Here is a 13428-nt window from a genome sequence, read left to right on the forward strand (position 1 = left end):
CGCGACCGTCATGTGAACAAGTTTACGCCCTCAGCAGTGTTCATAAGCGCGCTTTGATCACTGTGCAACATCAGATCGACTGAAATCAGCGGAAATACAGACGATTTTCGCGCAACAGCCATGACAATCTGCACAGCTCCCTCGCGTCCCCATCAACCCCGACTTGTGTGTCAGGACTGGATTTTTCACCCATACCATGCCATATTAGGGGGCGAAATTCGCCAGACAGCTGATCGCGCATGAAAAATTGTGCATTTTCTGTCTGGCAAAAGTGCTGATTGCCAGCACAGCTCTCAAAAGACTTCGTCCAGGGAGGACGATTATGGATATCACCATTGGCGGCCTCACGTCCCAGCAATCGGGTGCCCAGTCCGGAAACTCCGTGCGCTCGGCCCAATCCTTTGTTCCCGGTCAGAGTGATTCTGAAAAAACCGGCAATAACGGAACCTCGGCCTTTGCTGCGGCAACGTCGGTTTCCCTGTCATCCGGTTCGGCCAACCGCCTGACCACGGATCAGATCGTCTCTGCGATTAACGAAAGCCTGTCTTCGACCGGCATTTCAATCGGCAATGTCGATCCGGGCGAATACACCCCCGAGGCCGTGGCTGACCGCATTCTTGCCCGGGTTGGCGACCTGATCGCATCAAACGCCGATTCAGAAGCCGAAGCCCGCGAGATTTTCGACAAGGCCAGCGAAGGCATCCAGAAGGGTCTTGATGACGCCCGCGAATTCCTTGAGGGCCTTGGTGCCCTTAACGAAGAAATCAACGGCAACATCACCGAGACCGAAGAACGCCTGAATGAAGGCCTCAAATCGATCGAGCAGCGCCTGACCGAGCTTTATAACTCAAGCGCGTCAGAAGAAGCCGCCGAATCCATAACGCCTGAACGCGATGAACAGGTCCTGCAATCGCAGATCACCCAGACCGCACAGGCAAGCCAGGCCTACGCCGAAGCCGGCACCAACGCCCAGCGCAACACCCCGCGCTACGGCACCACTGGCTAACATCTCTCTATAAGACATCTTAAAAGAACAAAACCGGCGACATGTTTCGCCGGTTTTATTTTTCAGATAATACGGAACAGATTCCACAAGTTGATGGGTCGTAAGACTTCAACAATTTTCCGGATGTCATAGAGCAGCCCCCCAATTCCTCGCGCATCCCGGCTTCGGCTATCCCCTCAAGGTTAGACAGGCCCAGGACTTCCGTTTGGTCGAACGCCAGCCCTCTGACCAAGCAGATCCTACTGAATATGAGCGGCTATGCCGAGAAACAGTGAGAGCGCAAATGGAACTGAAGACTCTGGCGCCAAATATCACTGGGCCTGGCAAATTTCACTGCTGCCACATCCCGACATTGATAGGCCTCATCTAAAAGCCATGCATAATAGGGTGTAAGCACCTCAATCCATTGCTCCGCGATGAATGACTAAACCCGATATACTAAACGCAACAAACACCTACCCTTACGAGCAGCAACGGAGCTATTTTCAATCTTAGAAGGTCGGTTTATGTATGAAATCTGAACTACTGATAAACCGAATTGAGGGAACAACATGCTCTCTTATGTTCTTGCGCCAATCGACGATCCTGTGTCGTTCAAGTTCATCCTTATAATGCTTGCGATTTTTGTAATCGCATTTGTATCAGGGGCCTTCAAAATTGAGCGACTTCAGGGATTTGCGCGCTACGCACCAAACGCGCTGACCACAATTGGTGTGATCGGCACTTTCACCGGCATTTACATCGGCTTGGTTCAGTTTGACGTCCAAAACATTGACGAAAGCGTTCCTGCTCTACTCTCTGGAATGAAGATTGCCTTCTCCACAAGCATTTTGGGGATGTTTCTGGCTGTTGTTCTAAAACTATCCCAAACCGTTGAGTTCAGAAAGACAGCGCCCTCTGACGTTTCTGCGGCTGCATTTATCGCGGTATTGCATGATCTTCTTACCGAAACGAAGACGGGCAACTCCAAGATTGACGGCAACCTTAATGAACTTAAATCCGTTATTGTCGGCGATGCAGACAGCTCGTTGATCACACAGCTACAAAAACTGAGAACATCCGTTCAAGATACAAGCAGCGATCAGGTGAAATCCATCAATGCCGGTTTTGAAACACTGGCGGCGGAGTTTAAGGCATTTGCAGAGAAGGTAGCCGAGGACGGTTCCGAGAAACTGATCGAGGCCCTAAATAACGTCATTCGCGACTTTAACGACAAGATCACGGAACAATTTGGCGAAAACTTCAAACACCTCAATGAGGCAGTCGGCAATTTGCTCGCCTGGCAAGATGAGCACAAGCGACAAATGAGCGACTTGATCTCCCAAATTGAACTGTCACAGGAAGCCATTTCGAAATCGGAAACGTCTCTTGTCGCCATCCGGGAATCTGCCGAAGAAATTCCGAACTCAATGGATAATCTGAAGGAAGTGATCGGCCTTACTGCAACCCAGCTAAACCAACTTGAAGATCACCTGTCTTCCTTTGCTGAAATTCGCAACCAAGCAGTTGAGGCCTTGCCGCAGATCGAGAATACAGTTTCAAAACTAACCGTCGACTTCAGTAATGCAGTAACGGAGGCTGCTGAAACTACCGCCTCGACACTGTCGCGCCAGACAGAAACCATCACCCGCGCAATCGAAACATCAGAAAGCGCTTTCAAACAAACAACAGAAAAATACGAAGAAGCACTTGAAAATCTTCAAACTCAAATGACCGCCCTTCCCTCTGCACTCGATCAATCTGCCCAAGCACTACACAGCACTGTGGAGAAAATCGGAACCCAACTCTCAGAAGAACTTTCACGGGCAATCACAGAGCAAACTGGAGAAATGCGCAAGACCATCACTTCACTGCAAGAAAGTGTGGTCACAAACATGTCAGAGACGAATGGAGTCATCAAAGAATCATTCAGTACCTTTGACCACCAGATGCAAGAAGAGATCAAACAAACCATTGAGGCGATGGGCAGTCATCTTACCTCTCTCTCCAATCAGTTTGTGCAAGACTACGCGCCGTTAACTGAAAAACTTCGCGAACTGGTTAATGTCGCCTCAAGAGCACCGTCGCGAGCGTAAACGATGGCAATCAATCATCTTTTCCAAAATCGCCGTCAAAACGACGAAGACCATTGGATCTCCGTTTCAGACCTGATGGCTGGACTTATGGTGGTTTTCCTTTTCATCGCTATTAGTTACATGAAAGATATCGTCACCGAGAAAGAGCGTATCGAGGCTATTGCCGTCACTTGGAACGAGACGCAGAACGCGCTGTATAATGACCTCAGCGAGGAGTTTTCAGACGATCTTCCCAAGTGGGATGCCTCGCTAGATCGAGAAACTCTGTCTATCCGGTTCAAGGAACCAAGTGTTCTGTTCTCATCGGGTGAGGCTGTATTAAACGATCAATTCAAAGACATCCTGCGGGACTTCTTCCCGCGCTACCTAGCTGTGCTCGACCAATACCGAAACGAGTTAGCGGAGGTACGCATCGAAGGTCATACTTCCTCTGCATGGAACGGAGCAACGAGCCCAATCGACGCCTATTTCAAGAACATGGAACTGTCGCAAGGCAGAACACGATCTGTCCTGCAGTTCGTGCTCGAACTTCCCGAGATCGCGGCATACCGGACTTGGGCGATAGCGAACATCACCGCGAATGGCCTCTCGTCAAGCAATCCAATTTTGGATGAACAAGGTGAAGAACTCGCCGACTTGTCCCGGCGTGTAGAGTTCCGCGTAAGAACCAATGCTGAACAGAAGATCGTGAATATCCTGCAGGCAAGCGAATGAAACTAGACATCAAATTTCCGGAACTTGATGCCCTCGTTCGTAGGATGGGTGCTACCGCTATCAAATGGTCAAGCAATGCAGCAAAACTTGCGGCACCTGATATTCGTCAGATACTCTGGCAAAGTCTCGAAGTTAATATCGAAGAAGTAGAAACTGGACCGCTTGGTCTTCTGACCTACAAAGGAGAGCAAGTTCTACTTTACATTCTTCAACCGAGACGATCAGAATACACACTGCTAAACGAACCGGAAAACTCCCCGAAATTTCACGTCGCAGAGTGTTCAACACTCGACAAAATGCGTGGCCAGGGAAGATTTGATCGATACGTAGTCACATCCAATACATCTGGCACGTTCAATGTAGAGTTTGAAGAAGACTATCCTCCCAGAAAGGGACGCGTCCAAGCAGATCTTCATGCTTGCAAGAACTGTATGAAGAAACTGAACTACAAAAACTACAACAGCTTGCAGCAACGTGCCCGAAACGAGTTAGTCGCCAATTTTGACATCGCGGAGTTCTTCGAAGAATACCGTTCGCTCTTCAAGTCGAAACCAAAATATAGCGACGTTACAGCTCCTCCTATTGGTTACTCTGATGACTGGCAGGATCTCTCTGCAGAGCTAAGAAGAAAGACAGGCTGGACTTGCCAATCATGTCACGTTGATTGCTCTGCGCCGGAGAACAGAAAACTGCTTCACGTGCATCACAAGAACGGTGTACGGGGCGACAACTCTCCGTCAAACCTCGAAGTACTCTGTGCACTCTGCCATGCTGAACAACCAATGCACAAACACATGCACGTCAAGCCTGAAGTGCGTTCAACAATTACAGACCTTAGACGGAACTCTAAACCCGGCTCAAGAAAGAAGCCGAAGCATTCCTCCGCAAGCCGAAAAGCTGCGCCGAGGGCAGCCCGTCAGTCAGCATCAGTGGCTGAAGTGCGCCAGGAGCTGATAAATCTCCGTACAAAAATCGCGAATAATCATCCAGATGTCGAACCGTCCAAGGGAATTTTGCGCAAAACGATGCTCGCGACATTTCTAGATCAGAAAATCACCTCTCACGAAGACTATAAAATGAAAGTATCTGGAGTGGACCGGGTGAAAACATCCCCCACCCATACAGTATACTTGGAAGAGATTTTCGCGATCGTCTCAAAACTAAAAAAATGACGCGAAGAATGAAGTCTGTGCACATCTGGGAACCTGTACCACCGCACGATGGTTCCTCCAGATCATCTCCCCTGACAGACCACCTTCTGCAAAACACAAGACCGGTGACCATGGTCACCGGTTTTTTTTGGGGGAATATGGATTTCACGCGGCCTACACTCAAGAATAGTCCTGAATTAAATCATTAAAAATCAAAACCTTATACTGGTACTTTTGAAATACTATACACTTGTATTCCCGAACAAAGTCACGTAGGGTCTAGATGCAAAAACGCTCATGTAGGGCGTTGCACGTTATTTATCGTAATCTTCTTTACGCCTTGCTTGTTCAGGTAGGAACTGCGTCATGGCTTTGAATATAATATCAAACTATGCGGCGAACCTTGCCCATCGGAACCTTACGGCGTCCGATGCTGCGGCAACCCGTTCGCTTGCCAAACTTTCTTCGGGAACGCGTGTGGTTTCCGCGCGTGATGATGCGGCTTCGATGGCAATTGGCGCGCGCCTGAATGCCACGGCCCAGGCCCTTAAAACCGCCACCGTCAATGTCGGTCAGGCCAATTCGATGTTGCAGATCGCCGATGGCGGCATGGCGACCATTGACGATATTCTGGTGCGGATGAAGACGCTTGCGGTGCAGGCATCGTCGGGCAACCTGTCCGATACCGAACGCGGCTTTCTCAATGACGAATTCACCCAGCTGCGTGACGAAATCGACCGTATCTCGTCCTCGACCAATTTCAACGGCATTCAGTTGCTGGGCGATGGCGGCGATGTGTCGCTTGACTATGCCAACCTGAATTCGGGCAACCAGGGCGAAGATATTTCGCCGGCCAACGGGTTTGATGGCATTGCGATTACCGACAACAATTACTGGGCGACGGATGCCAACAGTAACGGTGTCAATGACAACTCATTCAAGCTTCATTTCGTCAAGGTCGGGAATTCGGCACTGATCAATGTCATCACGACGATTGATGGCGTGAATGACCGGGTGCAAAGCATTGATGTCACCGATTTTGCCACCGGCGGGACCAAGGCCCTGTCGGCCGGTGAAAAGACAACACTGACCTTTGACGAGCTGGGGTTAAGCTTTGATCTTAACAACAATATCAGCACCATCATCGCCAACACCATCACCCTTGGTTCCGACGGGGCCGGGGCGGACGGTTTTGCCACCGCACAGGTGATTGGCGGCGGTGCGACGCCCGGCGATAACAGCACCGTGCGCATGCTGGCCGATAACGGACAGAAACTGCCGGCCAATATCTCGTTCCAGATCGGGGCGGGCAATACGTCCAATGACCGCTTGGCGATCTCGTTTCAGTCGGTTGACAGTGCGGCCCTTGGCACCGGGGCGGCCGGCACCGAAGACGGGCTTGATGATCTTGGCGTCAATGCCATTTCAACCGCGGCATCGGCCCAGAACGCGGTCGAGGTCGTCACCCGTGCGATTGACGATCTGCAACGCGCGCGTGCCAATGTCGGCACCTATCAGAACCGGCTTGATTTCGCGGGGCAGAACCTTGCCACCATGCTTGAAAATGTCGAAGAAGCCCGTTCCACCCTGCTTGATCTGGATGTCGCAGCCGAAATGACGATCTTCACATCAAAGCAGATCCTGGTGCAGTCCGGCGTTGCCATGCTGGCCCAGGCCAACCAGATGCCGCAAAATCTTTTGCGCCTGCTGCAAGGCTGATCGCGCCGTTTTTCGACCGGTTTCTCGCCCCGCTAAAGCGTGCCTGCATTTATCCAACGAAACTTCAACCGGCGTCATTGCACGCCGGTTTTCTTTTGCCTTATGGCGTTGGTGCATCGGGATTTTTGGGGTCGTGATTGCCTTCGTCACCGGGCATGCGAAAGATCTTTTTGCCGGCAAACTGGATGCGCGCAAAGGCATCCTCGGCCATAAAGCCCGAAACAAACGCCATGAAGGTCACCAGAAACGGGCTGATATCAATCTGTCCGGTACCATCCGGTCCGCCCTGGCTGACCATCAGCATCCCGGCCTCCGCACACAGGAAAATGGCCATGGCGGCTGCTATGCCTTCTCCGGCCATGACAAACAATCGGGCGGCGGGCAACACCCGTTCCCCCAGATGTGTCCAGCCCTGTCTTTGCATATCCGTTCGGCCCGTATTGGCAGTTAGGGCATCAGGATTACGGGTATTTGCATCATGAATACCGTCATCCGGCACCGCACCAGAACCGGCGGGATATGGCCCGATCGGGCGGCCGAAATTCTGCCGGGTAAAGGCCACCACCGCACCAAGCCCGCCTGCGGCCACGGTGACCAGCAAGGTCAGCATGATGGTCGGAAGCTGGATCAGATAGGACAGGATACGCCCGACCGGATGTTGAAACAGCGCGACAAGCGACTGCATTTCAAGACGCAGATCATCACCTTGATGGATGAATTGCGCCTGTGTTTCTTCAAGCTCGTTTTCCAGACTTTTGCGCAAAAGTGCCACATGCCGGTTTTCCGAATGAATATTTGCCCATTCGACCTGTGCGCGGGCATTTTTCTCGTCATAACGGATCATCGCGGCGCGAATGGCATCGACTTGCAGATTGACCTGTTCGACAAGGGCCGGTGAGGCATCCTTGGTAAATTTCGGCTTATCAAGCAGCACATGCAAACTGGCCATCACTTCGGCGGCCTCGGCCTGGCGCGTTGTGTCGGTTGTGATTTCATCGACCAGAAAATCCGGTGGTGCCACATCGCCGCCGGATTGATCGGCACTGCCCGCACTATCAGCACCACCAACGCCAATGCCAACGCCACCCGCATCAGAAGCACCACCAGCAGCAAAAGGATTGCCGGCATTCCCGGCAATGGCGCTACTACTGGCCCTGTTTTGCGGTGTGGGCGCCCCGTCCATGGTGACGGCCGATTTCTGGTCCGACACCAGTTGATAGGCGGAATTCATGACATCGGAAAAGACCGCAGTGAAGTCGCTGTCAAAGGACGCCCGGTGTTTTGTCACGGTCGCGGCCAGTCGGGAATAGCCGTCAAAGGCTTCCCACCAGGCAAGTACAGCGTCCTTTTGCATGATCAGGCCGTTGCGTGTGTCCTGAAGGGCGCGGGCGTCAAGTTCGCGGATGCTGGCGCGCAATCTTGCCTGTTCCTCAAGGGCGACGGCCTCGTGATAGGCCTGAAGCACCAGCCGTTCCAGCGTCCCCGGGGACGATGCCCCCAATTCCCGGCGCAGTGCATCGCGCTGAATATCGGCAGTAAATCCGGCAAAAAGCGTAATCACAAAGCCGAAATAAAAGGCGCTTGTCAGCGCGATCAGAATGATCGATCCGGCCATTCTCCAGATATTGAAACCATCCTCTTGTACCTGACCCATCTGTTACCTGCCATCGCTGCGAACCATTTATCGACGGACAGGCGAAATGCTTGTGAGGGCACAAAAATCCCGTTGCAGGCTTTGCGTCCGGCAGGATTTGACCCTATTGTCAAAACCACAATCAGAAAAAGACCGGATCGACATGACCAACAATTCCCCGAACACCTGGCAGCACCTTTCTTCTGACTGGATCAACTGGGCGGACCGGCTTGCCCCGGCGGCCGAGAAAATAAACCGCCATATGATCGAGGCGGCAGATCTCGAGACCCTGGCGCGGTTGCGCGGTGGTGCGCTGCTTGATGTGCTTGATCTGGCATCCGGGGTTGGGGAACCGGCCTTTTCCTTTGCCCGTGCACTCGCGGCACTGACCGGCGAAACGACGACGGATGGCGGGGCCGCGAATGACGCAGGACCGTCGAATATCAATGATGTTAGCGCTAACACACCCCACGCATCAGGGCATGTAACCGCATCCGATATCGTGCCTGAAATGTGTGACGGGCTGGCCGCGCGCGCAGAAGAAGACGGCATCGCCAATATTTCCGTGATCCCGGCGGATATGGAAAATCTGCCATTTTCCGATCAAAGCTTTGATGTGGTGTCCTGTCGGTTTGGCGTGATGTTTTGCAATGATCCCGACCGGGCATTGCGGGAAAGCCACCGGGTGTTGCGGCCCGGCGGGCGGGCGGTTTACATGGTGTGGGCACCGATGGTTGATAACCCGCTTTTTGCCGCGATGGATGCGGTTCTGGGCAATATTCTGGGCATCGGGTTTGATCAGGCCGGGCTTGATCCGTTTTCGTTTGGCAATATCGATCAATCCATGGACCGGATGGAAACGGCGGGCTTTACCGGCATTACCGCCACCACCCGCAGCCCGGCCGGACGCATCCCCGAAAAGGTCCCGTTCTGGAAACCGCAAATGGACATGCTGTTTGGCAATGTGCTGCGCGATGCATCGGATATGGACCGCGGCGCGATTGATGCGGCGATGTTTGAAACACTTTCACCCTATATCGAAGACGGCCATTTTCAGGTTCCGATTTGTTTTCATGTGCTTAGTGGCAAGCGGGCCTGACAGACACCCGCCTCCCATCACATGACAAGGCCAAAATCACAGCATTCCTGCGCCAAACGCATGGTTGCATGCGGTGATTTTTGCTTGCCTTTTGGCGGCCATCATGGCACATGCCCGCCCTGAAGCGATGATTGCTTCCCTGTCGTAGCACCAGGTTAAAAACACGAAAGACATATGATTATGAAGACGATTGTCGTCTGCTCTGGCGGACTGGATTCCGTCACGCTGGCCTACAAGGTTGCGGCCGAGCACAATTTGCATTCCCTGATTTCGTTCGATTATGGCCAGCGCCATAAAAAGGAACTCGATTTCGCTGCGCGCACTGCACGCGATCTTGGCGTCAAACATCACATTGTTGATCTGACCCCGGTTGGTGCCCTTTTGACCGGATCGTCACTGACCAGTGATGATATCGACGTGCCCGATGGCCATTACGCCGAAGAAACCATGCGCGTCACCGTTGTGCCCAACCGCAATGCCATCATGCTGGCGGTAGCCTTTGGGGCGGCGGCCAGTGCCGGGGCCGATGCGGTTGCCGCCGCCGTTCACGGCGGCGATCATTTTATCTATCCCGATTGCCGTCCCGATTTCATCAAATCGTTCCAGGCCATGCAGGACCACGCCCTTGAGGGGGTTCGCGACGTCACCCTTTATACGCCGTTTGTGAATGTGTCCAAGGCCGACATCGCGCTTGAAGCCGGTCGGCTTGGCGTGCCGGTTGATCTGACCTGGTCATGCTACAAGGGCGGGGAAACCCATTGCGGTCGTTGCGGCACCTGTGTCGAACGGCGCGAGGCCCTTGAACTGGCCGGGGTCAAGGACCCGACCGTTTATGTCGATCGCGATTACTGGAAACAGGCCCGCGCCGATCACCGTGCGCGTCAGCTTGCCGCACATGAAACGGCATCTGCATCCAATAACGCCGCCGAATAATTCCCGAAATACCGTGATTTGACCGGGCTTGCGCCGATGGATTTCCATCCGGCATGCACCCGGCCTGTCGCGCCATGAAAGACAGATTGATGTTCACCATCACCAAACAATTCGCCTTTTCCGCCAGCCACCAACTGGCCGGACTGGATGCCGATCATCCCTGTTCGCGCCTGCATGGCCATAATTATATCGTCGAGGTCGAGCTTAAAGGCGCAAACCTTGATGCCCGCGGCTTTGTGCGCGATTACCGCGAACTTGGGCCGCTTAAACGGCTGATTGATGATGAATTTGATCATCGTCACCTGAACGAAGTACTGGGCCATGATCACCCGACCGCCGAAAAGCTTGCCCTGTTCTTTTATGAATGGGCGCATGATCGCTGGCCCGAAGTCAGCGCCGTGCGGGTTTCCGAAACCCCGAAAACCTGGGCGGAATATCGTCCATGACGGTGATTGATCGCAATCTGGCAGCCATGTCGGACACGGCCGAGCATCGCGGCAAAATCCGCATATCCGAGATTTTCGGCCCGACTGTTCAGGGCGAAGGCGCGCTGATCGGGGTGCCGACCGTGTTTGTGCGCACCGGTGGCTGTGATTTTCGCTGTTCCTGGTGCGATACGCTTTACGCGGTTGATCCGGCCTTCCGGGCTGACTGGAAACCGATGAGCGCGACCGAAGTTCTTGAGGACGTCAAAAAACTTTCGGGCGGCAAGCCGATCCTGATCACCCTGTCGGGTGGCAACCCGGCGATCCAGCCATTGGGCGCACTGATTGCCATGGGCAAGCAGGAAGGCTTCACCTTTGCCATCGAGACCCAGGGCAGCATCGCCAAGGACTGGTTTGCCGACCTGAATTACCTGACGATCAGCCCGAAACCGCCCAGCGCCTCAACCAGTTTTGATGCCGATGCCCTGGCCGCATGTATTGATGCCGCGCAGTCACGCGGGATGCTCGATGGTCCGGCAATTACGTTGAAATTCCCGGTCCGTGACGAGGCCGACCTGATGTTTGCCGATTATGTGAGGAACCTTCACATTGGTATTCCGGTCTGTGTGCAGCCGGTCAACACAACCCCCGCCGAACCGCATCCGGATGGCAAAGACGGCGTTGATATCAAGGACCTGACCGCACGCTATCGCTGGCTGGTCGATGAAATCGCCAGACGCCAGTGGTTCGATGTGCGTGTTCTGCCGCAATGGCATGTCCATGTCTGGGGCAATCTGCGCGGGGTGTAAGTGTAAGTCGGCAACTTGTAACGGGCGTGCTGTGCCCGGAAAGAGCACAACGCACCCGGCACGCCAAGCCCGGCATCTGTCACTTGGCACCTGTCACTCGGCACTCGGCACTGGATACACAGACACGGCACATGGGACACTTGCTGAACCTCAGCAAACGATGGCGGAGGCATCAGCATCGTACATGATGCATCGTGCTTGGGGCGTGGGAGTGGGAGTGGGAGTGGGAGTGGACGTAAGCGTGGGCCCAGCGGGGCGTTGCTTGGGACTTGTTGAGTGCAGGCCTAGCTTGGAGCTTGGCCTTGGCTTGGCTTGGCTTTGGCTTGGCAACACCACAGCGCCAATTTGCGTTTTGGCAATCACCATACCATATATAATATGCAAGCCCGGTTGTGCCGGAACGGTGCGCGGGTCTTGCAGGTGCTTTATCATCAGCCCGACGGTTTGAGCAGCCGGACGGTCACAGCACCCGGTTTCATTGCCGGACCCTGATCGCCCGCAAGGGGGCGCATTCACAATAAAAACCAGATCAGCCCCGCACGCGGTCATCTTCCGGATGCTCGAAGGAGCCATGATCATGAGCATTACCCGCACAACCCATCGCACGGTGACGTTCTTTCATCCGTTCCATCTGTCCTGCCATGACGGATTGCTGTCGGCGGGTGAATATGACGTCGATACACTTGAAAAGCTTGATACAGAGGCCGCAACGCGCAGCTATATCAAACTGGAATGCCATCTGCATCTTTGGTCGGATGGCGACACAAAGCGGACCGGAAAGCAGGATCAGGGCGAAAAGGTCCTGACGGTCAGTCCGCGCGATCTTGAGGCGGCCCTGGCCCTTGATTCCGATCCGCTACGCGAAGATGAACGCAACAAGATGATCAAGTCATTTGGCGGATTGCCCGAAAATGACGCGGCGTAACGCGCCCGCACGATGCTGCCTATCGCGCCATCGACATCATTGAAAACTGCGCCATCGCGTCCCGGCGCATCCCGGCTGATTTTTCGCAGTCATTTCTGGCCTTTTTCCGAGTTTTCGGACTTTACCGGCCCAAAACCGCCTCCCCCTAGGGCACATGAATGACCGGCACGATCCAGCCGTGATCCTGCAAAATCTTGATCCCTTCAAACACCGGTATTGCCATCAAAAACCAAAGCGCATCGCGCGTGGTCGTCAAAAAAAGCGATGGCCGGCACGACAGATCGGCCTCGTCACGCCAGCGATGCCAGGTCGGGCGAAACCGCGGCACAAGGTTTTTATAGCGCGTGAATGCAACCCCGAACCGGGCGGCAAGATGGGCCTCTTCGCGCAGGACAACCGCCCGAAATACCAGCCAGCACAAAATCGCAAACAGTATCGCGATCACGAGGCTTCCGGTCTGAGCACCAATGCCAAACGCGCCGATGATGCTGAAAAGATATAGCGGATTGCGACATATCGAATAAGGGCCGGTTGTCACCAACTCGGTCTTTTTGCGCCCGCCAATATAAAGCGAACACCACCCCCGTCCGAAGATACAGATCGCAATGGCCGCAAGGCCGATGGCCTCGACCCCGTCATGGGCGGGACTGTCCACCGGTAGGACAGACCGGCTGAGCAACACAAGCAGCAAAAGCCCGCCAATCCCGACCCGGATCACGTTTTTGCGCCGGCGCTGAAGACGTTGCAAATCGGCATCCCCGGCGGACGGGTTTGCCATTTCGCGGTGATGGGCATCGCAGCGGGCAATGGGTGGTAACGGCAATGGCGTTTGGCACGACAAGGCTTGTGCGCGCTCGTCGGTTGTGACCGGGGAAAATAATGCCGGAGAAAATGATACCGGGGACATTTGCGGGCTCCTGTGAATTTGTGACACAGAAT

12 protein-coding genes are annotated in these 13428 nt (G+C 54.0%); 10 read left to right on the top strand and 2 right to left on the bottom strand.

The genetic code is table 11. The features are described from left to right. The first annotated feature begins 322 nt into the window (after positions 1-322). The 5 genes from SIB88_RS17155 to SIB88_RS17175 all read left to right on the top strand — a co-directional run bounded on the left by SIB88_RS17155 (position 323) and on the right by SIB88_RS17175 (position 6665). The gene (locus SIB88_RS17155; RefSeq protein WP_206927943.1) at positions 323-1006 is read left to right on the top strand and encodes a DUF5610 domain-containing protein; all 684 of its coding nucleotides are present in this window, start codon (positions 323-325) and stop codon (positions 1004-1006) included. Positions 1007-1557: 551 nt separating this feature from the next. Next, positions 1558-3081, top strand: a complete 1524-nt coding sequence (locus tag SIB88_RS17160) for a hypothetical protein (protein ID WP_412558646.1) — start codon at positions 1558-1560, stop codon at positions 3079-3081. 3 nt (positions 3082-3084) lie between these two features. Then, entirely contained in the window at positions 3085-3795 is a 711-nt protein-coding gene (locus tag SIB88_RS17165) for a flagellar motor protein MotB (RefSeq protein WP_101247504.1), read from the top strand. Next, positions 3792-4967, top strand: coding sequence for an HNH endonuclease (locus tag SIB88_RS17170; protein ID WP_412558647.1), 1176 nt, complete (start codon positions 3792-3794; stop codon positions 4965-4967). Before SIB88_RS17165 ends, SIB88_RS17170 begins: the two co-directional genes overlap by 4 nt. Positions 4968-5312: 345 nt before the next feature. Next, the gene (locus SIB88_RS17175) at positions 5313-6665 is read left to right on the top strand and encodes a flagellin (RefSeq protein ID WP_412558648.1); all 1353 of its coding nucleotides are present in this window, start codon (positions 5313-5315) and stop codon (positions 6663-6665) included. Positions 6666-6765: 100 nt separating this feature from the next. Here SIB88_RS17175 and SIB88_RS17180 read toward each other — a convergent pair whose 3' ends face one another. Beyond that, the gene (locus tag SIB88_RS17180; protein ID WP_412558649.1) at positions 6766-8319 is read right to left on the bottom strand and encodes a hypothetical protein; all 1554 of its coding nucleotides are present in this window, start codon (positions 8317-8319) and stop codon (positions 6766-6768) included. A 142-nt stretch (positions 8320-8461) separates the two neighbouring features. On the opposite strand from SIB88_RS17180, the gene SIB88_RS17185 reads away from it, so the two are divergent. From SIB88_RS17185 to SIB88_RS17205, 5 genes are all read left to right on the top strand, one after another. Beyond that, positions 8462-9397 carry a class I SAM-dependent methyltransferase gene (locus SIB88_RS17185; RefSeq protein WP_412558650.1) on the top strand — a complete coding sequence of 312 codons (936 nt, stop codon included), beginning with the start codon at positions 8462-8464 and terminating at the stop codon, positions 9395-9397. A gap of 180 nt (positions 9398-9577) precedes the next feature. Continuing rightward, on the top strand, positions 9578-10330 hold the full coding sequence (gene queC, locus SIB88_RS17190) for a 7-cyano-7-deazaguanine synthase QueC (RefSeq protein ID WP_286889429.1): 753 nt from the start codon (positions 9578-9580) through the stop codon (positions 10328-10330). A gap of 89 nt (positions 10331-10419) precedes the next feature. Beyond that, the gene (gene queD, locus SIB88_RS17195; protein ID WP_412558651.1) at positions 10420-10776 is read left to right on the top strand and encodes a 6-carboxytetrahydropterin synthase QueD; all 357 of its coding nucleotides are present in this window, start codon (positions 10420-10422) and stop codon (positions 10774-10776) included. Continuing rightward, positions 10773-11564, top strand: coding sequence for a 7-carboxy-7-deazaguanine synthase QueE (gene queE, locus SIB88_RS17200; RefSeq protein WP_412558652.1), 792 nt, complete (start codon positions 10773-10775; stop codon positions 11562-11564). Before queD ends, queE begins: the two co-directional genes overlap by 4 nt. A 577-nt stretch (positions 11565-12141) precedes the next feature. After that, positions 12142-12489, top strand: coding sequence for a hypothetical protein (locus SIB88_RS17205; protein WP_412558653.1), 348 nt, complete (start codon positions 12142-12144; stop codon positions 12487-12489). Between the two features lie 145 nt (positions 12490-12634). On the opposite strand, the gene SIB88_RS17210 is transcribed toward SIB88_RS17205, so the two are convergent. Continuing rightward, complete coding sequence (locus SIB88_RS17210; protein WP_412558654.1) at positions 12635-13396, bottom strand: methyltransferase family protein; 762 nt, start codon at positions 13394-13396, stop codon at positions 12635-12637. Positions 13397-13428 lie beyond the last annotated feature (32 nt).

This window comes from Thalassospira sp. MIT121401, assembly GCF_047125595.1.
GTDB classification, from domain to species: domain Bacteria; phylum Pseudomonadota; class Alphaproteobacteria; order Rhodospirillales; family Thalassospiraceae; genus Thalassospira; species Thalassospira povalilytica.

What these genes read in the sequence shown, in the direction of transcription:
- SIB88_RS17155 (WP_206927943.1), top strand. Translation starts at nt 323, where the DNA reads ATGGATATCACCATTGGCGGCCTCACGTCCCAGCAATCGGGTGCCCAG.
- SIB88_RS17160 (WP_412558646.1), top strand. Translation starts at nt 1,558, where the DNA reads ATGCTCTCTTATGTTCTTGCGCCAATCGACGATCCTGTGTCGTTCAAG.
- SIB88_RS17165 (WP_101247504.1), top strand. Translation starts at nt 3,085, where the DNA reads ATGGCAATCAATCATCTTTTCCAAAATCGCCGTCAAAACGACGAAGAC.
- SIB88_RS17170 (WP_412558647.1), top strand. Translation starts at nt 3,792, where the DNA reads ATGAAACTAGACATCAAATTTCCGGAACTTGATGCCCTCGTTCGTAGG.
- SIB88_RS17175 (WP_412558648.1), top strand. Translation starts at nt 5,313, where the DNA reads ATGGCTTTGAATATAATATCAAACTATGCGGCGAACCTTGCCCATCGG.
- SIB88_RS17180 (WP_412558649.1), bottom strand. Translation starts at nt 8,319, where the DNA reads ATGGGTCAGGTACAAGAGGATGGTTTCAATATCTGGAGAATGGCCGGA.
- SIB88_RS17185 (WP_412558650.1), top strand. Translation starts at nt 8,462, where the DNA reads ATGACCAACAATTCCCCGAACACCTGGCAGCACCTTTCTTCTGACTGG.
- queC (WP_286889429.1), top strand. Translation starts at nt 9,578, where the DNA reads ATGAAGACGATTGTCGTCTGCTCTGGCGGACTGGATTCCGTCACGCTG.
- queD (WP_412558651.1), top strand. Translation starts at nt 10,420, where the DNA reads ATGTTCACCATCACCAAACAATTCGCCTTTTCCGCCAGCCACCAACTG.
- queE (WP_412558652.1), top strand. Translation starts at nt 10,773, where the DNA reads ATGACGGTGATTGATCGCAATCTGGCAGCCATGTCGGACACGGCCGAG.
- SIB88_RS17205 (WP_412558653.1), top strand. Translation starts at nt 12,142, where the DNA reads ATGAGCATTACCCGCACAACCCATCGCACGGTGACGTTCTTTCATCCG.
- SIB88_RS17210 (WP_412558654.1), bottom strand. Translation starts at nt 13,396, where the DNA reads ATGTCCCCGGTATCATTTTCTCCGGCATTATTTTCCCCGGTCACAACC.